Source organism: Arthrobacter sp. Sr24, from assembly GCF_054511175.1.
Genome location: NZ_JBTNDB010000012.1, coordinates 14,694 through 40,522 on the forward strand (window position 1 = coordinate 14,694; position 25,829 = coordinate 40,522).

Sequence of the window (25,829 nt, forward strand, 5' to 3'; positions counted from 1 at the left end):
ATGCTCCTGAAGGAAAATGATGGGATTTTTGGGTCAAGCAGGCAGTGGCTAAGAGGTGAAGAATCTCTTACGTGCCCACAGGGCGACATAGACCAGGGCAACGAGGACGGGTACTTCAATGAGGGGCCCGACGACGCCGGCAAGGGCTTGGCCGCTGGTGACCCCGAAGGTTCCGATCGCGACGGCAATGGCGAGCTCGAAGTTGTTGCCGGAGGCGGTGAAGGCCAAGGTGGTGGTTTTCGCGTAGCCGAGCTTCAAGGCCCGGCCAATCACCATGCTGACGCCGAAGACGACGATGAAGTACACCAGCAGTGGCAAGGCGATCCGAACTACATCCAACGGCTTGGAAGTAATGGACTCACCCTGGAGCGCGAACAGCAGCACAATCGTGAACAGCAGGCCGTACAGGGCCCACGGGCCGAGCTTGGGCAGGAATTTGCTTTCGTACCAGTCGCGGCCCTTGGCCTTCTCGCCAATCGTGCGGGTGAGGAATCCTGCCAGCAGCGGGATGCCGAGGAAAATCAGCACCGACGCGGTGATGGCCCAGAAGGAGAAGTCCGCGGACGTCGTCGGAAGTCCCAACCAGCCCGGGAGAACCTGGAGATAGAACCAGCCCAGGACACCGAAAGCAAAGACCTGGAACACGGAGTTGATCAGCACCAACACCGTGGCGGCCTCGCGGTCACCGCAGGCCAGATCATTCCAGATCATGACCATGGCGATACAGCGGGCCAGGCCAACAATGATCAAGCCTGTGCGGTACTCGGGCAGATCAGGAACAAAGATCCAAGCTAGGGCGAACATGAACGCCGGAGCCGCCACCCAGTTGATGATCAGCGAGGTGATCATCAACTTCCGGTCGGCCAGTACTTTGCCAGTCTCGTTATAGCGAACCTTCGCCAACACCGGATACATCATGACCAGTAGCCCAATGGCGATCGGCAGCGACACCGACCCAACCTTCACAGCATCCAGTGCGCTGTTCAGACCCGGAATGAATTTGCCCAACAACAGGCCAATGGCCATGGCGGCGATGATCCACACCGGCAGGAACCGGTCCAGGGTGGAGAGTTTGCCGACAACGGCAGCTTCTCCAGGAATGGAGGGGTTGGTGGTCTTGGTACTCACAAGGCTCCTAGCCAGTACAGCTTAAGATTGATGGGTGTCGATATGAAAAGTATTCACCCCTATATCGACAATTGTCAATCTATGGGCATAATGGATACATGAACACTGCATTAACGATCGAGACAGCTACCGAGCAACTCTGCTGCGAACCCAGCGCACACGCCGTGCTCAACGAAGTGGATGCTCAGGAATCGGCACGCGTCCTCAAGGCACTCTCGGATCCGAACCGTTTGCGGTTGCTCTCCATCGTCAAAGCGGGCGACGGCGGCGAATCGTGTGTCTGCGACCTCACCGAACCGTTGGACCTAGGCCAGCCCACCGTTTCCCACCACCTCAAGATCTTGGTTGAGGCTGGCTTGTTGGAGCGGGAGAAACGAGGCACCTGGGCGTACTACTCGCTGGTACCCGGAGCACTCGAAGCCGCATCCGCACGTATCCTGGGCCTGTGAGCGCCGAAATTCGGGAGATGATCCCTTCCGATTGGGCTGCCGTTGAGCGGATCTATGCCGCCGGAATCGAAGGCGGCAACGCTACTTTTACCGCCTCCACTCCGCTTATGGATGACTTCTTCGCCGGTAGAATTCCAGGGCTCAACCTCGTGGCCACCAGTGCCGATGGCGCAGTGCAGGGATGGGCTGCCGCAACACCGACCTCGACCCGTGAGGTCTACCAAGGCGTTATCGAGCATTCAGTCTATGTGAATTCCGGAGCTGCCGGCCGTGGCATCGGACTTATCCTGCTGCAAAACCTAGCCGAACGCGCGCGGGACCTTGGCTACTGGAGCATCCAGTCATCCATCTTCCCTGAGAACTCCCCCAGTTTGGCTCTCCACGACAAGGCAGGCTTTCGGCGGATCGGCCACCGCGAACGCATCGCACACATGAACTACGGCCCGCACGCGGGAACCTGGCGAGACACCATCTTGGTAGAACAAAGACTGTAAATATCAGCAGGCGTTGATGACCATATTCCTGCACCCTCGAACCCCACACCCGAAGCTGCAAAGACCACGGAAGAAGCCAGCAGACACGAATAAGGTGTATGCGGGCTGCCCCGTTGCCCCGCGGTCCACTCTGGATGTCTGGTTAGATGAACCGCACTAGCTATGTTCGGATCCTCCGACATCGGCTGCTGTCACTCCCATGGGGAGACAAAGACCCCTGGTGACCATATGGCAGGCCCCGTGCAACAATGTCCCCATGGCAACCCGACTCTACGACCTCTCTTCATCTTGGACGTTCCCAAACAGTCAGCAAGAAGTCTGGGACGTCATCGCCGATCCGAACATGGCTTGGCCGGACTGGTGGCCCGGCTGCACATTGGCAAAACCATTGGAAAGGGCACCCCACACGGGCGTATCAGCCGCGGCAACACTTCTCGCGACGACCGCCACGTTGAATTTCAAGGCGTCACTCGGTTACACGCTGTCCGTCTCCTACCACCCAACTCTTGTCGACAGTCCAAATGAAATCATTTTCGATGCCGGCGGCGATCTGGAAGGCGAAGGACGTGTCTTCCTCTCAACAACCGACTACGGCCAAACCCAAATGAACATTGAATGGCGCGTGCGGCCCACCAGCCGCTGGATGACATTCCTCAGCCCGATAGCAAGTCCGGCCTTCACCTTTGCCCACGCTGCCCTGATGCGAGGCGGCGAGCAGGGCCTCAAGGACTACTTAGCAAGGAAGACCGCCCAAAAATAGTAGGTAAAGTCAGACCCAGCTATGGTCAGCCGCAGCGGACAGACTTAGCATGAATTACACGGCGAATCACCGAAACTGCTAAAGCAAGCCGATGGGTTCCAGACATGAAAGTCCGCCAGCAACACCAAAAGAGCTACCTCACCGCGACTTGCAATCTGACCATGGAGCAAGTGCGCGGCAGGGCAAGGGCCACATCATGAGCGTCAGGAAGATCCGACGCGAAGCACGAGAAGCCAACCGTCAGCTAGATCTCGACGCACACCCCGACCTTCACAGCATCCAGACATGGCTCGAGGCCAAAAATGGGCGGCCTATCACCATCGTTGAACTGCCCGCACTAAACGGTGAGGACCTCTGCGGAATGTACGTTTCCTACGAACATCTCGACGTCGTCGTGCATGCTCCTCCACGTTCAGCCTGGCAGCGGCAACAAATAATTCTGCACGAGTTCTCCCATATGATCCTGAACCACCAGCTCACCGCCACGTCCCTGGAACTTGCACGCCTCCCAGGGTTCCCAGAAACCCCGCTGAAAGTACTCGGCCGCACCAGTTTCGACGACGCTGCCGAAGCCACGGCAGAATACTTGGCGGACCTCCTGACCGCGCGTATCCACGCCCGAATCCCTGAGCCGCCCGATGATCAGCTAGGGTTCAACAAGGTCTTTGGATAATGGAATACGTGCCGGCAGCAATGTTGTGGCTGCTCACCTTCATCAGGATTCCTACGGCTACAGATACGGAACGGGCCTCCGTCCTGCGCGCGACGTTCTTCGCCGCCCTTGCCTGCACCCTATTCATTCCCGCCGTCTACAACACGGTAGATCCCCTTCTTGGCGGACACAACCGGGTCGGGCTCCTGCTGGTTCTGACAATCATTGCCGGGTTCTGGCAATTCCACACCGCCATGATCCTCGCAGTCTTCACCGATAAAGAACGACGGCGTGACCACCTCGTGCGCGGACGGCTGGGTTCCGCCGTAGCCAGCACCTGCGTCGTCGTCGGCTTCTTCGTCAGTCGCGTGGAGCAGACCAACCAGAACTTACCCATCGCCTACGGCAACCAGCCGGGCATGCAACTATTCCTCTGGGCAGGATCGGCATTCATCATCTGGGTCTGCGCCGACATAGCACTAAACTGCCTGAGATTCCTGCCCAAAATGCTGGGCAAATCTTTCAAGTCCGGTGTCATCTGCTTCGCGGCCGGATGTATTTTGATGGCACTGGCGCTGGGTAACCGGCTGGCGTTGGGGCTCGTCGAAGAATCGCCCGCCCATACCAGCCCATTCATCGGCGGACTCAACTGGTCCTTTACGATCCTCGAAAGTTTGGCCGTGCTCTTGGTCAGTGTCGGCCTGATGTTGCCCCGCTTCCGCGAATCCACACAAACTCTGCAACGCAGCATCCGATCCCGCTGGCTCATGGTGCTATTGACTCCGATCTGGCGCCGAAGCAGTACAGAACGAAAATACCTTCTCGGAAACCGCTGGACACCACTCCTTGACCCAATCGCCGGCCACACCACTGCCCACCTACACCGCCGCGTCATCGAGATTCGCGATTGTCAGCTACGCGGCATGAAGATGCTCCCCCGCGACCGCATCCTCGTCAACCAAGCAGAGCAACTCCTCCAAGGACACTGAAATAGGTGCCTCCCGCATACGGTCATGGAGTTTTCACCCCTGCGAACCATGAAGGTGTGTAACTGGCATCTGCCGGCGGCACGTGTACGCGGAGGCATCATGGAAAAGCTCAGCATCAAAACCCCGGACGACTTCATTGCCCTCATGGGCCACAGTCTGGGATTCTGGCCCACCGAAAGCCTGGTCTGCGTCATCCTGGATGACAAGCGGATCGGCGCCACGCTCAGGGTCAACCTTCCTGTTTCTGGCGCAGACACCGCTCACTTCGTGGATCAAGTCGTGCGCTACGTCAGCACCGATAGGGAGGCGACCGGCGTCGTATTCGGCATTTTCACTCATGAGACTGCGTCCCCCAACGAATTGCGCCCACACCAGGGCGTCATGGAGGAACTGACGGGCAGGCTCAGCCAACAGGGAGTGATCGTCCGTGACGGATGGCTGATTGGAGAAACCAACTTCACCAACTACCTGCGCATGGGTACCAATGCAGCGCCCAGCCAACCACTAGACCGAATCCTATCTAGCGAGCTCAACGCAGAACTCGTCTTCCGCGGATCCAGCATCGAGCCCTCCCCCGGGTTCCGCATCCCAGTGCTTGCTCGTCCATCGCTCAGCACCGAAATCATGCGACACTGCTTCCGCATCGAAGCAATGCCCCCTCGCGATGCCATCACTCGTGCCAGGATTCTCTGGAACACATTGCTCGACGGCGGCCGCGAACCAACCGACGACGAGGCCGCCGAGCTGATCGCAAATCTGAAATTCATCAGCGTTCGAGATCGCCTACTCGCAGATATCCCTGGAATCGAAGACAGTATGCGCGACTTACTCCTCGGTCAAACTAAGCAAAGTCCGCACTGGGCCCGTGTCGACCGCGCCTCCGAGCTCCTGTTCAAGCTCTACATGCGTACCGATGGCACCGACTCCGCACCAGTACTCACCAGCTTAGGCGTCATTCAATGGTGGGAAGGCCACAGCAGTAAAGCGCACCAATGCTTCGAGCGTGCCCTGGATGCAGACCCGGACTACCGCCTCGCCCAACTCACTGACCTCCTCGTCCGCGACGGCATCCTCTCTGACTGGGCCACGGACCGCCAAACCGCATACCAGCCACCCCACACCCTCGGACCGGATATCGGCGGTTTGGAGATGGGGTGAAGCCTACGCTTCATAGCCTCTTGGCCACCGGTTCGAATCCAACAGGGGGTACAACATGCTTCTGACCTGCGGTTATATTTCGCAGGTCAGGACAATTTGGCGTCAACTCTCCTTTCGCTCCCCCAATTCGTCAAATTCTTCCGCGAATTTCACTGTCTTTTTTCAGCAGAGACTAACTCCCCTTTCTGCCGTTAACCACTAATTTTCCGCGCTCTTCCGGCATTCACGGGCCGGCACTTCTCCTTATTGGTGAAATTCCCTGCCAATGACGCCTGAATCACATTTTCCACCCGTTGACTTACATACCCCCAGGGGGTATGTTTGGGGTGTTGTCAGTGAAGTAGTTTGTCGCCGCCGTTGATTCTTCCGGCCGCCACTGCCGTTCAACCCACAACGCACAATTCACCCTCTTTCTAAGGACTCACCCGATATGTGCGGAACAAATATTCGTGAAGACCTCAAGCTGACGCCCACCCAGGAGAGTTCCTGCGCGTGCTGCTCTACTCCGGCAATCGCCACCGCGCCAGTCGATACATCAGGGACGGTCTATGAGCTGGAGGGGTTGACCTGTGGACATTGCGTCCAGACCGTGGAGAAGGCAGTCCTTAATGTTGTCGGCGTCGATTCGGCCACTATCGTCCTTGTCTCCGGAGGAATCTCTTCCCTGACGGTTGCCGGTCCGGCCACACCAGAGTTGGTGGGTGCCGCAGTCGTCGGGGCCGGCTACACCGTAGTTTGAAGCTGATTGATAATCACTATTCCGAGCGATCAGGGAGAGCCATGGAACAGCACGACAACAACCACGAACACCACACGATGACGCAGGCACCCAGCATGGACCACGCAGCTATGGGACACGGGGGCATGGATCACGATGACCATGCCGTTCATACTGCAGGTCAGCATGCCGGGCACAGCACCGCCATGTTCAAAAACAGGTTCTGGCTGACCCTGATCCTCTCGATCCCGGTCGTGTTCTTCAGCCCGATGGTTGGACACTTGCTCGGATACACCCCGCCACAGTTTGTGGGTTCTACCTGGATTGCGCCTCTGCTCGGGACCGTCATTTTCTTCTATGGCGGCCAGCCATTCCTCAAGGGTGGATGGCAGGAAATCAAGACTCGGCAGCCCGGTATGATGCTGCTGATTTCCATGGCAATCACGGTGGCCTTTATCGCCTCATGGGTGACCAGCCTGGGCATCGGCGGCTTCGACCTAGATTTCTGGTGGGAACTGGCCCTGCTGGTCGCCATCATGCTGCTGGGACACTGGATTGAAATGCGGGCCCTCGGCTCAGCACGCGGCGCACTCGACGCACTGGCCGCATTGCTGCCCGATGAAGCGGAACGGGTCATCGATGGCGGCACCGAGACTATCAGCATCAACGAACTCATAGCCGGTGACGTCGTCCTGGTCCGCTCCGGTGCCCGGATGCCGGCCGACGGCACCATCACTGACGGCTCCGCTGAGATCGACGAATCCATGATCACCGGAGAATCCAAAACAGTCCCCCGGACGATTGGCGACCCGGTCGTGGCCGGGACCGTCGCCACCGACAACTCCTTGCGAGTCAAAGTCACAGCAGTCGGCGACGACACCGCATTAGCTGGGATTCAGCGGCTCGTCGCGGAAGCACAGTCATCCACCTCCCGCGCCCAGGCCCTCGCCGACCGTGCCGCGGCCTTCCTGTTTTACTTTGCCGCAGGCGCGGGCGTCATTACCTTCATCGTTTGGTCACTGCTGGGCAGCATCCCGGATGCCGTCACCCGCACCGTAACCGTGCTGGTCATTGCCTGCCCGCACGCCCTGGGCCTGGCCATCCCCCTGGTCATCGCCATCTCCACCGAACGTGCGGCCCGGGCCGGGGTGTTGATCAAGAACCGGATGGCGCTGGAGCGGATGCGCACCATCGACGTCGTCCTCTTCGACAAGACCGGAACACTCACCAAGGGAGAACCCGCCGTCACCGGTGTTGTTGCGGACGACGGCGTCACACCAGATGAGCTGTTGGCCCTCGCGGCCGCTGTTGAATCGGATAGCGAACACCCGGTCGCCAAAGCGATCATCGCCGCCGCCCAAAAAACCGGTCATCCCGCTGTGACTGCCACGGGTTTCCAGTCCCTAACCGGACGCGGCGTCCAGGCCCTCGTCAACGGATCCAAGGCTGCAGTGGGCGGACCAGCCCTACTCGCAGAACTCGGAGCATCAGAGCCCCCAGGCATCACGGACACGACCGCGTCTTGGAAGGAACGTGGCGCATCCATTTTGCACGTGATCAGGGACGGATCCGTCATTGGTGCCGTCGCGCTGGAGGATGAAGTCCGTGAGGAGTCCCGCCAAGCCATTGCCGCCCTGCAAAACCGCGGCATCAAGGTCGCCATGATCACAGGCGACGCCCGCCAAGTCGCCACAGCCGTAGCTGCCGAGCTGCACATCGACGAGGTTTTCGCCGAGGTCCTGCCGCAGGACAAAGACCAGAAAGTGGCCGAACTGCAGGCCCGAGGTTTGAAGGTGGCCATGGTCGGCGACGGCGTCAACGACGCACCGGCACTGGCGCGGGCCGAGGTTGGCATCGCCATCGGCGCCGGCACCGACGTCGCCATGGAATCCGCAGGGGTGGTGCTCGCCGGCAACGACCCCCGGGCCGTGTTGTCCATGGTCGACCTCTCCCACGCCAGCTACCGCAAGATGTGGCAGAACCTGATCTGGGCCACCGGCTACAACATCATCTCCGTCCCCCTGGCCGCTGGGGTCCTGGCGTTCGCCGGTTTCGTGCTCTCACCCGCGGCTGGGGCTGTATTGATGTCGTTGTCCACCATCGTGGTGGCCCTCAACGCCCAACTGCTCCGCCGGCTCAAGCTCAACCCAGCCGACGTTCGCTAATCGGCTCGCAGCAATCACCCAGACTGCCCCCGTACACTACACAACGACTCGAGCACCCGAACCGATTAATAGAAAGGACCCCCTGTGCGCATACCCTATTACCTGCCATCAGCGGGGTTAATCCTTCGGTGGATCGGATTGCTCGCCGTCGTGCTTGCCATTGTCGCGGGCATCGTCGGCATGCACGGACTCAAAGGCGTCCCCACGTCCTCCATGGCGACCAGTGGCACAGGCTACGCAACCGCCACGGCTGACCGTATTACCGTTCAGCCCACCCCTGCCTCTGTCCCAACGGCTTGTGAATCCGACCACCCAGTTACCGCGGCATCACAGGCCCCGCTGGGACTCCAACTCGCGGAGGGCTGCCCACCCACTGCATGCACCCACGTCATGGCACTGCATAGCGACTGCACACCAAACGTCAGTTTCCAGGCACTGTATCTCCCCCCGCCGGGAACGCTCACCACCGACGCGGCAGGAACATCACTCGCCCCCATACCAGGGCACAAAACGGCGGATCGCATTCCCGATACCCCGTCACTAGAGAAACTCTCGATCAGCCAAACGTAAAATCGATGGCCCTGCATGACACCACGTGGCATACAGGGCCATCGACGCACCCTCTAATGGCGTGCCCAACAGCTATCAAGACTCCGTTTTAGTGAAGGTCCGTTGCCTTGAAGAATTTTCTGTCCCATTCAGCCACCACCATGGCTCCAATCGTAGCGTTGGTAGTCTGCATGCAGACAGCGCCTACATCATCGGCTGGCAGCCCGTTCTTGAGTCTTCGCTCGCCCAGCTCACCGCATTCGCCCCGTCCAGGGAACGAGCCTCCTCGCTAGCCGTCGGGTTCACCCCGGACGGTCACCCAGAGCCCATACGCGTTGGAGAGCTTCTCGCGACTACGATCACCTTCGGTGCGCCGTGGCTAGACGTGGCCTTCGGTCGGAGCTGGACCTCTCTTATGCGGCTGGCCCTGAGTGCTGCGCAAGCGATGAGCACCACCACCCCCGACGCCTTGGCGGAGTACATAGCTGCCCTCATCTGCTGTCAGTGTCCCGGGCCCCGTTCCACAGGGGCATGCAGGGCCTGAGCTGGGAATCCACCACATTGGATATCACTCGCCTCCGTATCAGCACATTCGATCTCATCGGCGGCGTCTATCTTTCCCCGTCGGAGTCCCTATGGCATTCGGGGTCTGGACGCACTGGATATACCAGCCGCAAATCTTCCTCCTCTGCATTCCTCACCCCGTTTTTTGTTCCACCACCCTTTCCTCGGTCTTCAGAAAGAATCAGCCATGAAATTTCTTCCATCCCGCCGACAGTCCGCCGCCACTGCAGTGGTTCTTGCTTCGCTCTTGTTGTATGGCTGTACGGGCACGGACCCGCTTGCCGAAGTAGTCAACGCCGGAACAATCAACTACGTAGCCGGCGACGGCTCCATCACAGAATATGCACCCGCAGCCCGTGGTGGAACCGTGAGGCTCACAGGAAAGCTGTTCGACGGCACCACCGTGACCGACACCGACTGGGCAGGAAAGGTGACCGTCCTCAACGTCTGGTATGCCGCCTGCGCGCCCTGCAGGGCTGAAGCCCCGGATCTGGCGGCCCTGCACGCCGATTTCGGGCCGCAGGACGTACAGTTCTATGGCATCAACACCCGCGATGAGGCGCCCACTTCGGACGCTTTCGGACGGACCTTCGGCATTAAATACCCAAGCATCCAAGACCGTGACGGCAAAGTCCTCCTCTCACTCACCGAGTATGTCCCGCCCCAAGCTGTCCCCACCACGTTGGTACTGGACAAGCAGGGCCGGGTTGCCGCACGGATCCTCGGCATTGCCGAAAAAAGCACTCTCAAAGCCATCATCACCGATGCCATTGACGGCCAAGCCCCGGACAAGTCATGACCGACACCGAGGAAAAACCCCCAGTACCTACCCGTGACAAAATAGCCCTACCAAAGCTCGGACCCCTCGGAATGCTGCGCTGGGCCTGGCGGCAGCTAACCAGTATGAAGACAGCACTGCAACTGCTGCTGCTGCTGGCCGTGGCCTCGGTCCCAGGGTCCTTGTTTCCGCAGCGGCCGGCCAATCCCGCCGTCGTCACCCAATACGTTCAGGACAATCCTGTCACCGGGCCGTGGCTGGACCGGCTCCAGCTCTTCGATGTTTACTCCTCCGTGTGGTTTTCAGCAATCTATTTATTGCTGTTCATCTCACTGGTCGGGTGCGTCATCCCCCGCGCGAAACTGTACTGGAAAGCCATGCTCTCGGCACCTCCGCGCACGCCGCGGCGCCTATCCCGCCTGGCCGAATACGGCACACTGATAGTCGCTGCGGAAACCAGCCTTACCGTAGCGCAGGCCATTGATGATGCTGCCCAGATATTGCGCCGCCATGGATATCGGACCCGAATACATACAAGCGACGCAGGCCAACTCTCGGTGGCAGCCGAACGCGGCTACCTCAAGGAAGCCGGTAATCTCATTTTCCATACCGCACTGATCGGTGTGCTCATCGCTGTCGCGATAGGGGGGATGTTCGGATATCGGGCACAAAAGCTTGTCATCGAAGGAGAAGGATTCACCAACGCCGAACTCGGCTACGACGCCTTCTTCCCCGGCACCAACTTCAATCCAGACAGCCTGTCCCCGTTCTCGATATCCCTGAACAGGTTTGAGGTGCGCTTCGACCGGAGGACCGCCAACTACGGCAACCCCATCGACTTCCGCGCTGACATGACCGTCCAAAACACACCCACCGACGAACCACGCCAGGAGGTCCTGAGAGTCAATGAACCGATCAGCTTCGGCGGAACCAACGTGTATCTGATCGGCAACGGCTACGCCCCAGTGGTTACCGTCCGCGACGGCGACGGCAATATTGCGCTGCAAGGCCCTGTCGCTTCCCTGCCCACCGATGCAACTTACAACTCAACCGTTGTCATTAAAGCCCCCGATGCCCGCCCGTTCCAGCTCGGATTCGTCGGCTTCTTCCTGCCCACGGCGATGGTTGATGAGGACGGGGCAGCCTTCGGTTCAGACCCGGATCCGATGAACCCACAGCTGAACCTCAACTCTTACTTTGGCGATCTGGGGCTTGATGACGGAAACCCGGTTTCTGTCTACCAACTCGACACGTCCGGGCTGACCCAACTCAACGGACGGGAGCTGCCGGATGGCGGCATCGTGCTTGGGGCTTATCAGACCTACGATCTGCCCGAAGGGAAGGGCTCCATCACCTTCGACGGGCTGAAGCGCTACGTCGCGCTCGACGTCGTCTACGATCCGGGAAAAATCGGGGCACTGGTCTTCACCACACTGGCCCTACTCGGGCTTATTTTCACGCTCATCATTCCAAGGCGCCGGGTCTGGATCCGCGTCGGCAAACACGAAGACGGACGGACTCTGGTCGAATACGGGCTCCTGGCACGTGGTGAAGACCACGGGCTATCCAAGGAAGCAGTAAAGATCGGGTCCACACTAACCAAGCACTGGAACCGTACAACCACCGAGAACAGGCAGAAAACATCATGACCCCCGTCAACGAGACATTGGGCCAATACAGCGAACTGTTCATGCTCCTGGCCGCCCTGACCTATACCGTTGCTTTTCTGGCGTTCGCCTTGGACCTCGTACGGTCTAGGAAGCTACCGGCACAAGCCCTAGAACCGGTGCGCGAGCCGGCCCCGGCCCTAGCAGGAGCCACTGGCTCCGTCCAGTGGTCCCCCCGCGCTTTGCCCGAGGGGAACAGCCACACCGGAGGAACTTCCAATGAGACCATGGGCTATCGACCGCTACGACGACCCGCGGCACGAATCGGTGTGGCACTGAGCGTTCTAGGCTTGGTCGTTCATACCGCCGGCGTCATCAGCCGGGGCATCGCGGCGGGCCGTATGCCATGGGGCAACATGTATGAATTCACCACAACCGGTGCAATGCTGGTCATGGCAGTGTTCCTTGCCGCGCTCGTGGTGCGGGACCTGCGGTTCCTCGGTACCTTTATTACCGGGCTAGTCTTGGTCATGCTCATGGCTGGAGCCATCGCTTTCCCCACCCCTGTGGCCCAACTGATCCCCGCTCTGCAAAGTTACTGGCTGATCATCCATGTGTCTGTCGCCGTACTTTCCGCAGCCATCTTCACCATCACCTTTGCGCTGTCTGTGCTGCAGCTAGCCAAGTCCCGGCAGGAAAAAAACGGCAAACTACACTCAGAGGGCATGCTGCGCCTGGTCCCCAACGCCGCAAGCCTGGAGCAGCTCGCATACAGGATGAATGCGATCGGATTCATCCTGTGGACCTTCACACTCATGGCTGGTGCCATCTGGGCCGAGGCTGCTTGGGGACGGTATTGGGGCTGGGACACTAAGGAAGTCTGGACCTTCGTGATCTGGGTGGTCTACGCCGGATACCTCCACGCCCGGGCCACCCGCGGCTGGGACGGCACCCGGGCTGCCTGGCTCTCGATCACCGGCTACCTCTGTGTTATCTTCAACTTCGTAGTAGTGAACGTCTACTTCTCTGGCTTACACTCCTACTCGGGCATCAGCTAAGATCAGCCTCCCGATGCAGACTGGCCGGGGCGGTGTTGATGTCGCTGTCCACCATCGTGGTGGCCCTCAACGCCCAACTGCTCCGCCGGCTCAAGCTCAACCCCGCCGACGTGCGAAAACACTTCTTCGCAGGATTCACCCAGAATGCCCCCGTACACTACACAACGACTCGAATACCCGAACCGATGAACAGAAAGGACCCCACCATGCACTTCCCCCCTAGCGCAACCCGTGTGGGTGCCTTCCTGCGCTGGGGCGGGCTATTCGCCGTCGTGCTCGCCATTATCGGGGGCATTCTTGGAATGCATGTGGTCAACGGCGCACCGGCGGTTGCCGCGGCGCCAGCGGGCATGAGCGGCGCGATGATGACACAGGGCATGAGTCAGCCATCAAGCACCGCTGTCCACCGCTCCGCGGAATCTGGCCACTCGCCACATACCTCCGTATCTGAAACGCTCAGCACGGTACCGGCATGTTCATGTCTGCCCGATGGCTGCGCCGCCTCTATGGCCATGCACGGAGACTGCACACCGACCCTCAGCGCCCCAGCACTCAATGTTCCCCTGCCGGGAACACTGAGCACTCATGGCGCGGGAACAGCCTTCGCCGTGGTTCCCGGCCATCCGGCCGCGGATCGCCTCCAAGAGGCTCCCTCTCTCGAGAAACTCTCGATCAGCAGAACGTAAACCGATGTATTGACCCGTGGAAGTTGCACGGGCCCTCATTGACGCGCCCTCAAAAGGGTGCGACTGCCAAAAAGATCGAAGAGCTTGAGTGAAGGACTGTTTGTTATGAAAAAATCATTGATTGTTTCCGCCACCGTTGTTGCCGCCATGATCGCACTGGCCGGTTGCTCCACAGCAACTGATGGCGGTTCCATGCCCGGCATGGACCACGGCACCACGGCGACAACGCAAGCGTCGGCCACCGGTACCGGTACCGAACACAATGCCGCTGACACGATGTTCGCTCAAATGATGCTCCCGCACCACGTCCAGGCCGTGGACATGAGCGACATCATGCTCGCCAAGACAGGACTCGACGCCCGAATCACGGCACTGGCCAACGAGATCAAGGCTGCCCAAGGCCCGGAAATTACAAAAATGACCACTTGGCTGACCGGGTGGTCCGAACCGACCACCATGGCTGGCGGCCACTCAATGGACGGTATGATGAGCCCAGCGGATCTTGACAAGCTGACCGCCGCCGAGGGCACCGAGGCCAGCAAGCTGTTCCTGACCCAGATGATTGCCCATCATGAAGGCGCCGTAGAGATGGCCAAAACCGAGGTCACCGGCGGGAAAAATGCCGACGCTGTGACTCTGGCCAAGAGCATCGTTTCCTCCCAGGAAACCGAAATCAAAACCATGCAGGACCTGCTCGCCACCCTGTAGGCCCCGTCCCCCTCCATCCTTTCGGTCGCGGATCCAAGACCCTTGGATCCACCACTGGCTATCCCTTCCTCCCCTGAGTCTTTGGAGTCCCTTTTGCAACCCCGAATCACCCTTTTTAGTGTCCGCCGATCCGCTGTGGCGTCATTGGTGGCGCTCCCGCTACTCCTGGCAGGATGCACCAGTGCCGGGTCCCCCGCTGTTGAGCCGAGCCCGAAGGCCGCAGGGCTGAGTCATATTCATGGCATCAGCGTGGACCTGGCATCACCGAGCCCGAGGATTCTGCTTGCCACCCACGATGGTCTGTACGACGCCACCAAGAATCCTGCAGTCAAGGTCGGCGAGGACACCATTGACCTGATGGGATTCACGGCCACGGCTGAACCGGATACCTTTTACGCCTCCGGCCACCCCGGTCCCGGATCGCAGCTGCCGAACCCCGTCGGACTCATCCGAACCACCGACGCCGGAAAAACCTGGGAGTCACTTTCCAGGGCTGGCGAATCGGACTTCCACGCGCTCACCATCAGCGGCGAGGCACTCGTGGCCTTCGACGGGCAGCTGCGCACCATCTCCGACGGGCAGACCTGGACCACCTCCGCGGCAACCTTCGTACCAGCTGCCCTGGCCGGCAGCACTGCCTCTACCATTGTGTTGGCCACGACCGAGAAGGGAGTGCAGCGCTCCACCGACAGCGGGAAAACTTGGCAGCCTGTGCCCAAAAGCCCAATCATCCAATTTGCGGCCTTCGCCACGTCCACGCACAAGGCCCCCACACAAGCCATCGGCATCGAGCCAAACGGGACTGTTCATATATCCCCCGATGGTGGAACAACGTGGACATCTACCGGACAGATCCAAGGCCAAGTCGAAGCCGTCACCGCTACTGAAGACGACACAGGCGAACTAACAATCTGGGCGGCCACCACCATCGGTGTCCAAGTCTCCACCGACGACGGCGTGACATTCCGCCCGGCTGCTTCCTAGTTCAATGGGCATTGGAGAGTTTTTCGCCACCACGGTCACCTCGGGTGCTTTGCTCATCGCCATACCCCTGGCTTTGATTGCCGGCATCGTCTCGTTTATGTCCCCTTGCATTTTGCCGCTCGTACCTGGCTACCTCGGTTATGTCTCGGGCCTCACCGACCCCAACCAACCCAAGAACCGACGCCGGGTTCTAGCCGGTGTCGGATTGTTCGTACTCGGCTTTGGCGCTGTATTCACCCTGTATGGGGCTGCCTTCGGGATGATGGGATCTTGGCTCCTACGCTGGCAGGACCCACTCATGCGCATCATGGGCGTCATCGTCATTGTCATGGGACTGGTGCTGCTGGGGAAATTTTCCTGGCTGCAACAAAGCCGCAAACTTACGCTGACTCGGCGTACTGGGCTGGGCGGGGCTCCGCTGCTGGGCGTTGTCTTTGGCCTTGGATGGACTCCCTGCATGGGCCCCACACTCAGTGCCGTCCTGGCCCTCAGCGTCACTTCCGGCAGCACCTGGCGAGGTGCGCTCCTGGCGTTTGTCTATTGCCTGGGCTTGGGCATCCCCTTCCTGCTGGTCGCCCTCGGATTGGGCTGGGTAACCAAGGTCTTGGGCTTCGTGCGCCGACACATTCGCATTGTCAACATCGCAGGAGCCTCCATGCTGATTCTGCTGGGCCTCATGATGGTCAGCGGTCTCTGGATGCAGTGGATTTACCAGCTTCAAAACCTCTCCGGCACCTTCCTCACCCCGGTCTAACCAGAATTCTTTCAAAGGAAACAACCATGACTCTTCCCCTGAACCGCCGATCGTTTCTCGGTCTCTCCGTTGCAGCGGCCGCTGCGGCAGCCCTGGCCGCCTGCACACCGGCCACTCGCACCCCCACCCAAGAAGCCCGCATCATGCCTGGCGACCCTGTCGTCGCAGAGTACGAGTCCAAGCGCCCAACCTCCGGGACAACGGTAAGTCAGCAACTCAAGCCCGCCGCCTTCACCACCATGCTGGCCGGCAAGCCCGTCACGACGTGGGGGTACAACGGTGCACTGGTCGCCCCGACCATTCGCGTCAAGGTCGGCGACCTACTAGACGCCACAGTCAGCAACGGACTCACCGAAACCACCAGCATCCACTGGCACGGTCTTGCCCTGCGCAACAACGACGACGGCGTCCCTGGCCTCACCCAAGAGGCGATCGGGGCCGGCAAGGACTACTCCTACAAATTCGCGCTCTCACACCCCGGCACGTACTGGTATCACTCGCATGTGGAAATGCAGCGTGAACGCGCCCTTTACGGGGCCTTGATCGTCGAAGACCCACAGGAATCCCTGAAATACGACAAGGACTGGGTCATCGTTCTGGACGACTGGTTCGATGGAGTCACCGGCACTCCGGAGGAGGTTCTGGCGGCGGTGTCCAAGGGGATGCCCAGCATGGGCGGCATGGACCATGGAAGTGGCAGCGGCCCCATGGTCATGGGCCACATGCTCATGGGTGCCACCAGCGACTTCCTGGGCGGGGACGCCGGAGACATCTCCTACCCGCTCCACCTCTTCAACGGCCAAGATCAAGAAAACCCGGAAACGATCACAGCCAAGGCCGGGGAACGGATCCGGCTGCGGATCATCAACGCCGCCGGCGACACCGCCTACCGGGTCGGGGTACCAAACCAGCAACTCACCCTGACCCACACCGACGGGTTCCCCGTCAAACACACCGACGTTGACGCCGTCGTGCTGGGCATGGGGGAACGCATCGACGCCATCCTCACCGTCAAGGAAGGACAAACCCCTCTCCTGGCCTTGGCCGAGGGAAAAGCACAGATGACCTACGGGCTCGTCACGACCGGAACGGGCACAGCCCCCGCAAAGGACACCCTGCCGACCGAGCTAACGGGAACAGTGGTCGACGGCGGCCAACTCACCGCAGATCCGTCCGTAACATTCCCGGCCAAAAAGTCAGACCGCACCCACGAAGTTCGGCTGACCGGTGGGATGGCTGACTACGACTGGGGCATCAACGACCAGCGTTTCGACATGACCAAACCTTACGAGAATGCCTTCGAGCTCAAGGTGGGGGAACGGATTGAGGTGAAGTTCATCAACGACACCGAAATGTGGCACCCGATGCACATTCACGGCCACACCTTTCAAGTGGGCATCGAAGGGGCCCGCAAGGACACAGTCATCGTCCGCCCCAAGGAGACGGTCACCGTCTACTTCGATGCCGACAACCCGGGGCAATGGCTCATGCACTGCCACAACGCCTTCCATGCCGAACGCGGCATGATGGGCGTCTTCTCCTACATCAAATAGGGCAGGACCACCATGAATGCGACTTTGCTAGCAACTTTATACATCCCCTCACCCACAGTGAGTGCCCTTCAATTAGGTCCTCTCACTATCCGCTTCTATGCACTGTGCATCCTCGCCGGAATCATTGTCGCCGTCTGGCTCACGGGCAGACGGTTGACCGCCCGTGGCGGTCAACCCGGAGTGATCCTCGACATCACGATGTGGGCTGTACCGTTCGGTATTGTCGGCGGACGCATCTACCACGTCATGACCAGCCCCGAACTGTATTTCTTTCCAGGGAAAAACCCATGGGATGCGGTGAAGATTTGGGACGGGGGAATGGGAATCTGGGGCGCCATTGCCCTGGGCCTTCTGGGAGCCTACATTGGATGCCGCCGACACCAGGTCGATTTCGCCGCCCTAATCGACGCCGCAGCGCCCGGGTTGCTAATCGCCCAAGGACTTGGCCGATGGGGAAATTGGTTCAACAACGAACTCTACGGCGACCCGACTACTGTGCCCTGGAAATTACAGATCCATCAGATGGACTTCAGCACGGGCTTAGCCCACGTGGACAGCACCGGAAGCCCAGTTGTTCTGGGATATTTTCAGCCAACGTTCCTCTATGAGTCCCTCTGGTGCTTGGCCGCCGCAGGATTATTGCTATTCCTTGACAAGAAATTCAATTTGGGTGCCGGGTCGGTCTTTGCCCTCTACGTTGTCTCGTACACCACCGGACGGTTCGTGTTCGAGCTCCTGCGCTCAGATTATGCAAACACGATTCTGGGCCTGCGTGTCAACACCTGGGTCTCCGGGTTGCTGCTGCTCGCAGGTCTAGTAGCTTTCTTGGTTCTCCGGCACAAAAAACGTTCCACCGTGGAACCAGCATCGACCAAGCCTGCATCCAATAGACCCATAGACCCAATGGAAAGGAACCCTAAATGAGCAGCCCAGCAGAGCGCCAGGCCGAACGCCAAGCAAAGATCGATGCCGTTTTTGCTGCACATCGGATAAAACAGCACCGCAAGAACCTCTTCTTATACGGTGGCCTTGGTCTGCTGGCCGTTGCCGTAGTCATCGTTGTGACACTCGTCATCACCGGATCCATTCAGGCACGCAACGAGACGGCCGCGGCGGCCAAGCAACCCATCGCCGGAGTCACGACATACCCGAATCTCACCCGAAAACACGTCCAAACCCCGGTAACCTATACGCAGCAACCCGGCGTCGGCGGGGACCACGCCGCGACCTGGACGAACTGTGGAATCTACACAGATCCCGTCAACGAGCAGCGGGCCGTGCACTCCCTCGAACACGGAGCCGTATGGATCAGCTACAAGCCGGACCTCTCGCCGTCCGCAGTGACCACACTGACTGCCCTAGTCAAGGGCAAGCCCTATGTCCTCCTCAGCCCCAACGCGGGCCAGACTGCCGCCATCACGGCAACTGCGTGGGGTACGCAACTGGACGTCCCCGATGCTGATGACACGAGGCTGCCCATCTTCATCAAGGCCTACAGCATGGGTCCCCAAACTCCGGAGCCCGGGGCCCCGTGCTCCGGCGGCTCGAACGGCTAGGCAACCCACTACGCAACTTTAGGAGACACCCATGAAAAATCCCGTCACCGGCGATGATGCTGCGAAGAACTACCGTCATCATCGATTCCTGGTCAGGGTTGGACAGGTAATCATGGCCCTTGGCTTGATGGTTGGACTCTCGCACTGGATAGCCCACGTTGTCATGACCGGCGGTCCGCCCGGTATCCAGGACCTGTTTATCGGCTACCCCACTGCGGCGGTGTTGATGATCGGTGGCGCTGTTTTGGCCGGGCGTGCCGCTCCTAAAAGTAGCTGATTTGCGCGGACTAGACTTTCTCGTCAGACAGGACCACTTGATTGTTGGTTCACGAAGCAATTGAGGGCAGCTGATTGCCCAAAGTGTCAGCTAAGGGTCAATACTTGCCCGGGTCCTACACGGTCCCGGGCAAGTATGATTCAGGACGCCAACGTTGAATTTCCCCGCTGGCAGCTGGCAGGCCCAATGAAGGGCGCCAGGCCGGCTTGGTTGCCTCCTGATTAGCCTGGGAACTGCTTACCCTGATCTGGGCGGACCTGCACAGCTTCGGCGGCTTCCCGCGAGCGGCCTTATCCATCCGTCGGCTCCTTTGCCTGCCGTAGTCGACGGGCAACGCTATCGTAGTCGCCTGATTTTCCACACCCGAAGTCCTATCGCCCGGGTAACCGGCAGCCTAGAAACTCGACGAGAACACCGCGCCAATGATGGCCGCAGGGCAACGTTCACTCAAAGCCATGCCCCGGCAGCAATCCATCATGACGTCCTTAGATGAAGGGCGCCGGATCGACGGTCTGTCCATCAACCACGACCTCAAAATGCAGATGGCATCCCGTGGAATTGCCAGTCGTTCCGACTCCAGCTATGGCAGCCCCGGCATTGACCTGCTGGCCGACACTGACCCCAATGGAGTCCAAATGGTTGTATGTGGTCTTGATCCCATCACCGTGGTCGACAACGATTCGATTTCCGCCACCGTACGGGCTCCACCCCGCCTCAGTCACGGTACCGGCGCCTGACGCAAACACTGAGGTGCCACACGCGCCAGCAAAGTCGATCCCAGTGTGCAGTTCCCCTCCCGCCCCAGTCAACGGATTAACCCGATACCCAAAAGGCGAGGTGACCGTCAGCTCAGCCAACGGAGCACGGAGTCCTGAGGACGGCTGCGCCGGCGTTGACTCTTCTACTGGCGCCGCTCCTGGAACTTCCGCGGGAAGGGGGGCCTCTTGGGCACCCGCCGGGTGCAGGGCACTCGGCGGCGTTGGTGTCTGAGCTGGCTTACTGGACACCAATGGTTTGGCGAACGACACCACGACATCCTCATCCGCCGTCACTGTCGGTTGCACTGAGGATATAGACGCACTGGCGGTCACTGCGGGCGAAAGATGACTGGTTTCAGCATGGGCGGCAGGAAGCGCTGTCAATGCAATGAATCCCGCTGCTGCCACAGCCAATGCCAATGATTTCTTGCCCGTGAAAGACTCGGGAGCCACATCGGGGGCTGACGCCCAGTGACGTCCTTTGTTCTCCGTGGTGATGAGCTTTGATTTGGTCGCGCGACGGCGTCCGTGCTGGCGGTGGGCAGGCATAAATAGGGTCCTCTCAACGCCTACGAAGTTAGCTGTCGGATTCGGGCGAGGTATGCCCGGCCGGCCCAACGCTCCGCCACACAGGCAGTGATTCGTTGAACAGGCTTCACCCCAAGGTGCACCAAGGCACCGATCGTGGTTCCTCCGCCCCCGTCACGAAAATGAACGATCGCGGACCGCCGACGGGGTTCGGCGAAGCGGGCCACGAAATACCCATTAGGGGTATATATTTTCTTCAATCCTAACGGACACGAGCCGAAAGTTATAATTTCGTTACAAATGAAGTTTGGAGCCCTAGCCAACCCGCCTTGCCGCCACTGGCTGGCCACCGGTCCGTGGTCCCATACACCCAGGATCAGCACCATTATTGGACCCGCTGAAGATAAAATGCTCTCAATTGTCGGCCCCCGCAGTCTTCTACAGGTTCGCGGTCTGACCCACGAAATGATCCGACTTCAGGCGGTCAGGCCAAAACCGCACTATGGCCAACAGCCTTCGTCAACGACCACCTCTGGTCAGGATGCACCCAGCCGAATACGGCTGGCTCCGCCCATCCACCGATCATCTCCAGACAGGAAATCCAGTGCTGCATGGATCCCGCATGCGGCATTCCCCTGCACCACCATCATCCCGCCTACTTTCCCTTCGCCCATCGCTTCAACCAGATACCACCAAGGCCAGACCCCTCAGCAAATCCACCCGGCCCCCACCCTGCCGCTGCCCCACCCAGAAAATCCTTACACGTCTGGCACCCAAGGTCTTACCCGAGGCGGGAAGTCCCACGGGCAGTAGTCATGGGTGAGGACGCCCCCGCGACCATGAGTCTGTATGTCTACTCAAAAGTGCCCCCAATGTCACGTCCTTTTTGACCCACGTCGGTCCACTCAGTTGTACTGTTCAGCCGAGTGCTCTGGGCGATACCGCGAGCGCCGTCGTCGAGATAGGCGACGTGCCACAGCGCGAATAACTTCTCAAACGCTTGTCGCCGTGGAGCGTGCCGATGGGAACGCTCGCCTGCTGCTTGCTGAGAAGCGGCATGAGCGCAGCCTGCACTCCGAGGCATCAGTTGTGGTGACCAAGTTTCAGGAAACGGTCTTGGCGCGAGACAAGGTCATTGATGAGCAGATAACTCGGCTCCAACTTTTGAGCGCCAAGTATTTTGATCAGTCCGGGCAGCTTGCTGAAGCCAAGGCAGCATGTACCGAGCTGACGTTGGAGGTCTCGCGGATCTTGAAGGACCGGCATGCTGACGTGCAGGACCTGATGCAGATCGCGGTTCGCATGCTCCAGCTCACCGACCATCTCGGTATCCCCCTTGATCGTCCGACTGCGGATATCTTTCTCCGCCGCGGCTGGAATACGAAAATTCCTGCAGGCTCACGGTGACTGTCTCCATCGCCCGCCTCACCGCTCACAGCGGGGTCAAGTACCTGCTGAAGACCACCATGTCCGACGACGTTCACCTCGCCTCGGGTCATGCCACCAATTACTACATGAAGGCTGGCACCCCTCCTGGCAGGTGGCTCGGTCAAGGACTTGCTGGCATCAGTCGCAAGCCCTTGGATCCAGTGAGCTCAGGTGATGCCAACGCGGTCTTCACACATGCCGAACATCCCAACACCCACGAGCCGTTGGGGCGCCATCATGGCCAAACGACTGTGGCCCATCGCAATGGCGAGGACGTTCAGCGCTATGCTGTTGCTGGCTTCGATCTAACCTTCAGCGTTCCTAAGTCGGTCTCGACGTTGTGGGCACTGGCCCCACAAGAGGTTCAACGGCAGATCCTCGCCGCGCACCATGAGGCCGTCAACGAAGTCCTGGCATGGTTGGAACAATCTGCCATTCACACTCGCACTGGACGAGGCGGCGTCGCCCACGTCGGAACCGTCGGCGCCGTCGCTGCGGCCTTTGACCATTGGGAGTCCCGCGCCCGCGATCCCCAACTCCACACGCACGTCGTCATCGCTAACAGAGCGCAAAGAATCACCGACCAAGCGTGGGCCACATTAGATTCGCGAACCCTCTATAGAGCCACGGTAGCCGCCAGTGTGCACTACAACGGGCTCCTCTTTGACCGGCTGCAAGACAGGCTGGGTGCAGTTTCTGGTTTTCGAGCCCCGGCTGGTCATGACCGGAATCCGCGCCATGAGTTGGTCGGTGTGGATGATGCCTTGATTCAGGAGTTTTCCAGCCGTTCGCAGGGCATCAATATGGAGACTGATCGCTTGATTGCCGAGTGGGAGAAAACCCACGGGTCTGCCCCCTCGGCCACCACCATCATTAGATTCCGTCAACAGGCAACTCTCTCCACCAGGCAAGCCAAAGAGACGAACCCTCAACCGTTGGACAGTCTCTCTGCGGGGTGGCGCGACCGCGCCGAAAAGTTGGGTTTCGATCCAGCGCAAGTCCTGCGCCACACCATCGATCGTTCCCATGAGCGGCCCGTCACCGTCGCCGACCTGACGGCGCCTTGGGTGACCGCTGCTGCGGCCGCATCACGGGAAGCGGTGGCCAGACGGAGAGCCACATGGAGCCGCTGGAACCTGCTGGCCGAGGCAGAACGCATCTGCGCCGAAATCCGGTGCGCCACCAGTGTCGACCGCCGCCACATGATCGACGCCGTGACCACCGAGGCAGAATCACAGTGCGTCGCCCTCAACACTTACCGCTACAAGATCCCGCTCAACGCCGGGAATGACATCGCCTTCGCCGGCCACAGCGTGTTCGAATTCCCCGGGGCCCGCCTCTACACAGACGCGAGCATTCTCGCCAACGAACAACTCATCATGAACACCAGCAAGAACGACGCCGGACCCTCCATCGCGCCCAACCTCACCGACACTCTCCTCACCACAAATAGCGCTCACCCTGGTAGCCCGGGGCTAGCTGAGGACCAGGCAGCAGCAGCGCATGAGGTGCTGTGCAGCGGGAGGTTCCTGGACGCCGTCGTAGGTCCTGCGGGGTCAGGGAAAACCACCACCATGGCTGCGATCCGCCAGGGCTGGGAAAAGGTTCACGGGGCGGGCAGCGTCATTGGGCTCGCCCCGGCGGCTGCGAGCGCCGATGTCCTTGGGCGCAAGCTGGGGCTGGCAGCGGAGAATGTAGCCAAGTGGCTGTATGAGTCGGTTGGTCAAGGTGCGGCCATACGGACTGAACAGTTCCATGATCTCGAGGACGCTGTTGCACAGCAGTCCTGGCAGCAGACCAGGAGTGCCCAACGCATGGCTGGCCTGGCTATGCGTCAGCAACAATGGTGTTTCCGGCCAAACCAGTTGATCATCATTGATGAGGCGTCGATGGTTTCCACTGTGCAGTTGGCTGCGCTGGTGCATCAGGCTCAGGATGCCGGTGCCAAGATCGTGCTAGTTGGCGACCCAGCCCAGCTGGACTCGATCGACGCCGGCGGGATCCTGGGCTGGCTGGACAGGCAAGGCCAGGCTGTCCAGCTGACTAGCATCCGGCGCTTCAACCACCTATGGGAAGGACCAGCGTCGTTGCTTTTGCGTGCAGGTGATGTTGAGTCGATCCAGAGCTACGCCACCCACGGACGGTTTCGTCATGGCGAATACACGGACATGATCGATCAGGCTTACCAGAGGTGGGCGGCAGATTCCGGCACCGGCTTGGAGTCAATCCTGATCGCTCCTGACAATGAATCCGTAACGGCGCTGAATGAACGGGCACACGCCGAACTCGTAGACCGGAAGGTGGTTGATGCCACGCGTGTGGTCCGCCTCAGCGACGGACTGAGCGCAGGCTGTGGCGACACCGTCATTGCGCGTAAGAACGATCGCCGCCTCAAGGACGACGCTGGCGATTTCATCCGCAACGGAACCCTCATCAAAATCACCTCGAAGCCGAATCGCGACGGCTCCATCCATGGTCGCCGTCTGGATACGGGCCAGAGCATTCGTTTGAGCTGTGAGTACCTGGCGGAGTCAGTGGAGCTGGGCTATGCGACCACTGCACACCGTTCCCAAGGCATTACCGTCGACACCAGCCACACGGTTCTCACACAAGGCTGCCTGACACGCGAGCTCTTCTACGTGGGCATGACACGAGGGCGGGATTGCAACACTGCATACGTCTGCGAAACCGACGCTGTCCAAGACCACGTTGCCCTCGACGCCGCCGAGCCCACGTGGCAAGGGATCATCGCCGAAGTACTAGCCGCACAGGGCGCTGAACGAACGGCCCATGAAGTAGGAGAAGAAGAACGGGAAAGTACCAACTCACTGCACCAGCTCGCCGCCGAATACGACTACCTCGCGCAAATCGTTGCAACGGAACAACTACGCGCCGCCGTCGAACGCACCCAACCAGGGCTTGCGGCCAGCCTCGAAGCATCCCCTTCCTGGGGCGCAGGAGTGGCTGCTTGGCGGCGCGCCGTGGCGGCTGAGCCACTCGCCGCGGCCGCAACGCTGGATCATGCCATACGACGTCCTGGCGACGCCAAGGACCTGATGGCAGTCATCCACGCGCGACTCCGCCAGATCGGGAATGCTAGGACTCCCGATGGCGAGGAATGGCTAACTGAAGACCTCCATACCAACCGTGCTGACGTGGCGGAGATGGTCAGGAAAGTGCGGAGCCTCGGTATTCGCCGGGTTCAAGAATTGAAAGCCAAGGCAGCTGCCGGGACCGAACCGTGGACCCGGAAGCTGGCAGCTACCCTTCCCGACAGCACCTCGGTAGCCGAACGCAATACCTTGCTAGAGCGCGTTGCCATCTATAGGGATCACTGGCTCATCGCTACCGATCCCGATCCATTGGGCCCTCCCCCGGCCGACTACGAATGGGAACGCGCCCGGGCTAGGGAGTGCCGCACCGCCGAGCTGGCGCGTCTACAAAGCGTGCCTGTGGACATCGATGCGACAAATGCTACTCAAATTGCTGCCCATACCACCCTTACCAATGTCGGATGGGAATTTTAGA

24 protein-coding genes and 1 riboswitch are annotated in these 25,829 nt (G+C 60.0%); of the genes, 22 read left to right on the forward strand and 2 right to left on the reverse strand.

The annotated features are described in order from the left end of the window. Positions 1-48: 48 nt before the first annotated feature. Positions 49-1,128, reverse strand: a complete 1,080-nt coding sequence (gene arsB, locus ACX80D_RS09690) for an ACR3 family arsenite efflux transporter (protein ID WP_459322454.1) — start codon at positions 1,126-1,128, stop codon at positions 49-51. A 98-nt stretch (positions 1,129-1,226) separates the two neighbouring features. Here arsB and ACX80D_RS09695 point away from each other — a divergent pair, with 98 nt between their 5' ends. The 20 genes from ACX80D_RS09695 to ACX80D_RS09790 all read left to right on the forward strand — a co-directional run bounded on the left by ACX80D_RS09695 (position 1,227) and on the right by ACX80D_RS09790 (position 19,587). Then, entirely contained in the window at positions 1,227-1,577 is a 351-nt protein-coding gene (locus ACX80D_RS09695) for an ArsR/SmtB family transcription factor (protein ID WP_459322455.1), read from the forward strand. After that, complete coding sequence (locus ACX80D_RS09700) at positions 1,574-2,071, forward strand: GNAT family N-acetyltransferase (protein ID WP_459322456.1); 498 nt, start codon at positions 1,574-1,576, stop codon at positions 2,069-2,071. Before ACX80D_RS09695 ends, ACX80D_RS09700 begins: the two co-directional genes overlap by 4 nt. A gap of 256 nt (positions 2,072-2,327) precedes the next feature. Next, a complete protein-coding gene (locus ACX80D_RS09705) occupies positions 2,328-2,831 on the forward strand; it encodes an SRPBCC family protein (protein ID WP_459322457.1) in 504 nt (167 codons plus the stop codon). A 196-nt stretch (positions 2,832-3,027) separates the two neighbouring features. Next, the gene (locus ACX80D_RS09710) at positions 3,028-3,504 is read left to right on the forward strand and encodes a hypothetical protein (RefSeq protein WP_459322458.1); all 477 of its coding nucleotides are present in this window, start codon (positions 3,028-3,030) and stop codon (positions 3,502-3,504) included. Further along, complete coding sequence (locus ACX80D_RS09715; RefSeq protein WP_459322459.1) at positions 3,504-4,472, forward strand: hypothetical protein; 969 nt, start codon at positions 3,504-3,506, stop codon at positions 4,470-4,472. Before ACX80D_RS09710 ends, ACX80D_RS09715 begins: the two co-directional genes overlap by 1 nt. A 24-nt stretch (positions 4,473-4,496) precedes the next feature. After that, complete coding sequence (locus ACX80D_RS09720) at positions 4,497-5,630, forward strand: DUF4192 domain-containing protein (RefSeq protein WP_459322460.1); 1,134 nt, start codon at positions 4,497-4,499, stop codon at positions 5,628-5,630. Between the two features lie 430 nt (positions 5,631-6,060). After that, positions 6,061-6,369 (forward strand): heavy-metal-associated domain-containing protein, encoded by a 309-nt coding sequence (locus ACX80D_RS09725; protein WP_459322461.1) that lies wholly within the window; start codon positions 6,061-6,063, stop codon positions 6,367-6,369. Between the two features lie 41 nt (positions 6,370-6,410). Next, positions 6,411-8,513 (forward strand): copper-translocating P-type ATPase, encoded by a 2,103-nt coding sequence (locus ACX80D_RS09730; protein WP_459322462.1) that lies wholly within the window; start codon positions 6,411-6,413, stop codon positions 8,511-8,513. An 84-nt stretch (positions 8,514-8,597) separates the two neighbouring features. Further along, positions 8,598-9,083: a hypothetical protein gene (locus ACX80D_RS09735; RefSeq protein ID WP_459322463.1), complete on the forward strand. Its 486-nt coding sequence runs from the start codon at positions 8,598-8,600 to the stop codon at positions 9,081-9,083. Between the two features lie 730 nt (positions 9,084-9,813). Then, positions 9,814-10,425: a TlpA family protein disulfide reductase gene (locus ACX80D_RS09740; protein WP_459322464.1), complete on the forward strand. Its 612-nt coding sequence runs from the start codon at positions 9,814-9,816 to the stop codon at positions 10,423-10,425. Beyond that, positions 10,422-12,053 carry a cytochrome c biogenesis protein ResB gene (gene resB, locus ACX80D_RS09745; RefSeq protein ID WP_459322465.1) on the forward strand — a complete coding sequence of 544 codons (1,632 nt, stop codon included), beginning with the start codon at positions 10,422-10,424 and terminating at the stop codon, positions 12,051-12,053. The genes ACX80D_RS09740 and resB overlap by 4 nt, the downstream gene beginning before the upstream one ends. Further along, the gene (gene ccsB, locus ACX80D_RS09750) at positions 12,050-13,069 is read left to right on the forward strand and encodes a c-type cytochrome biogenesis protein CcsB (protein WP_459322466.1); all 1,020 of its coding nucleotides are present in this window, start codon (positions 12,050-12,052) and stop codon (positions 13,067-13,069) included. Before resB ends, ccsB begins: the two co-directional genes overlap by 4 nt. Positions 13,070-13,107: 38 nt before the next feature. Next, complete coding sequence (locus tag ACX80D_RS09755) at positions 13,108-13,755, forward strand: hypothetical protein (RefSeq protein ID WP_459322467.1); 648 nt, start codon at positions 13,108-13,110, stop codon at positions 13,753-13,755. A 105-nt stretch (positions 13,756-13,860) separates the two neighbouring features. Continuing rightward, positions 13,861-14,463 (forward strand): DUF305 domain-containing protein, encoded by a 603-nt coding sequence (locus tag ACX80D_RS09760; protein ID WP_459322468.1) that lies wholly within the window; start codon positions 13,861-13,863, stop codon positions 14,461-14,463. Between the two features lie 93 nt (positions 14,464-14,556). Next, positions 14,557-15,447 carry a F510_1955 family glycosylhydrolase gene (locus tag ACX80D_RS09765; protein WP_459322469.1) on the forward strand — a complete coding sequence of 297 codons (891 nt, stop codon included), beginning with the start codon at positions 14,557-14,559 and terminating at the stop codon, positions 15,445-15,447. A 4-nt stretch (positions 15,448-15,451) separates the two neighbouring features. After that, the gene (locus ACX80D_RS09770) at positions 15,452-16,201 is read left to right on the forward strand and encodes a cytochrome c biogenesis CcdA family protein (protein WP_459322470.1); all 750 of its coding nucleotides are present in this window, start codon (positions 15,452-15,454) and stop codon (positions 16,199-16,201) included. Positions 16,202-16,227: 26 nt separating this feature from the next. Continuing rightward, positions 16,228-17,754, forward strand: a complete 1,527-nt coding sequence (locus ACX80D_RS09775; RefSeq protein ID WP_459322471.1) for a multicopper oxidase family protein — start codon at positions 16,228-16,230, stop codon at positions 17,752-17,754. A 12-nt stretch (positions 17,755-17,766) separates the two neighbouring features. Continuing rightward, the gene (gene lgt, locus ACX80D_RS09780) at positions 17,767-18,678 is read left to right on the forward strand and encodes a prolipoprotein diacylglyceryl transferase (RefSeq protein WP_459322472.1); all 912 of its coding nucleotides are present in this window, start codon (positions 17,767-17,769) and stop codon (positions 18,676-18,678) included. Beyond that, a complete protein-coding gene (locus tag ACX80D_RS09785; RefSeq protein WP_459322473.1) occupies positions 18,675-19,310 on the forward strand; it encodes a DUF3105 domain-containing protein in 636 nt (211 codons plus the stop codon). The genes lgt and ACX80D_RS09785 overlap by 4 nt, the downstream gene beginning before the upstream one ends. A gap of 31 nt (positions 19,311-19,341) precedes the next feature. Then, on the forward strand, positions 19,342-19,587 hold the full coding sequence (locus ACX80D_RS09790) for a hypothetical protein (RefSeq protein ID WP_459322474.1): 246 nt from the start codon (positions 19,342-19,344) through the stop codon (positions 19,585-19,587). 485 nt (positions 19,588-20,072) lie between these two features. On the opposite strand, the gene ACX80D_RS09795 is transcribed toward ACX80D_RS09790, so the two are convergent. Further along, positions 20,073-20,894 (reverse strand): M23 family metallopeptidase, encoded by an 822-nt coding sequence (locus tag ACX80D_RS09795; protein WP_459322475.1) that lies wholly within the window; start codon positions 20,892-20,894, stop codon positions 20,073-20,075. A 5-nt stretch (positions 20,895-20,899) separates the two neighbouring features. Then, positions 20,900-21,099, reverse strand: a riboswitch (cyclic di-AMP (ydaO/yuaA leader). 782 nt (positions 21,100-21,881) lie between these two features. Between ACX80D_RS09795 and ACX80D_RS09800 the strand changes: the two genes are divergently transcribed. Next, positions 21,882-22,280: a hypothetical protein gene (locus tag ACX80D_RS09800; protein WP_459322476.1), complete on the forward strand. Its 399-nt coding sequence runs from the start codon at positions 21,882-21,884 to the stop codon at positions 22,278-22,280. After that, complete coding sequence (mobF, locus tag ACX80D_RS09805) at positions 22,277-25,828, forward strand: MobF family relaxase (RefSeq protein ID WP_459322477.1); 3,552 nt, start codon at positions 22,277-22,279, stop codon at positions 25,826-25,828. Before ACX80D_RS09800 ends, mobF begins: the two co-directional genes overlap by 4 nt. Position 25,829: the final 1 nt, after the last annotated feature.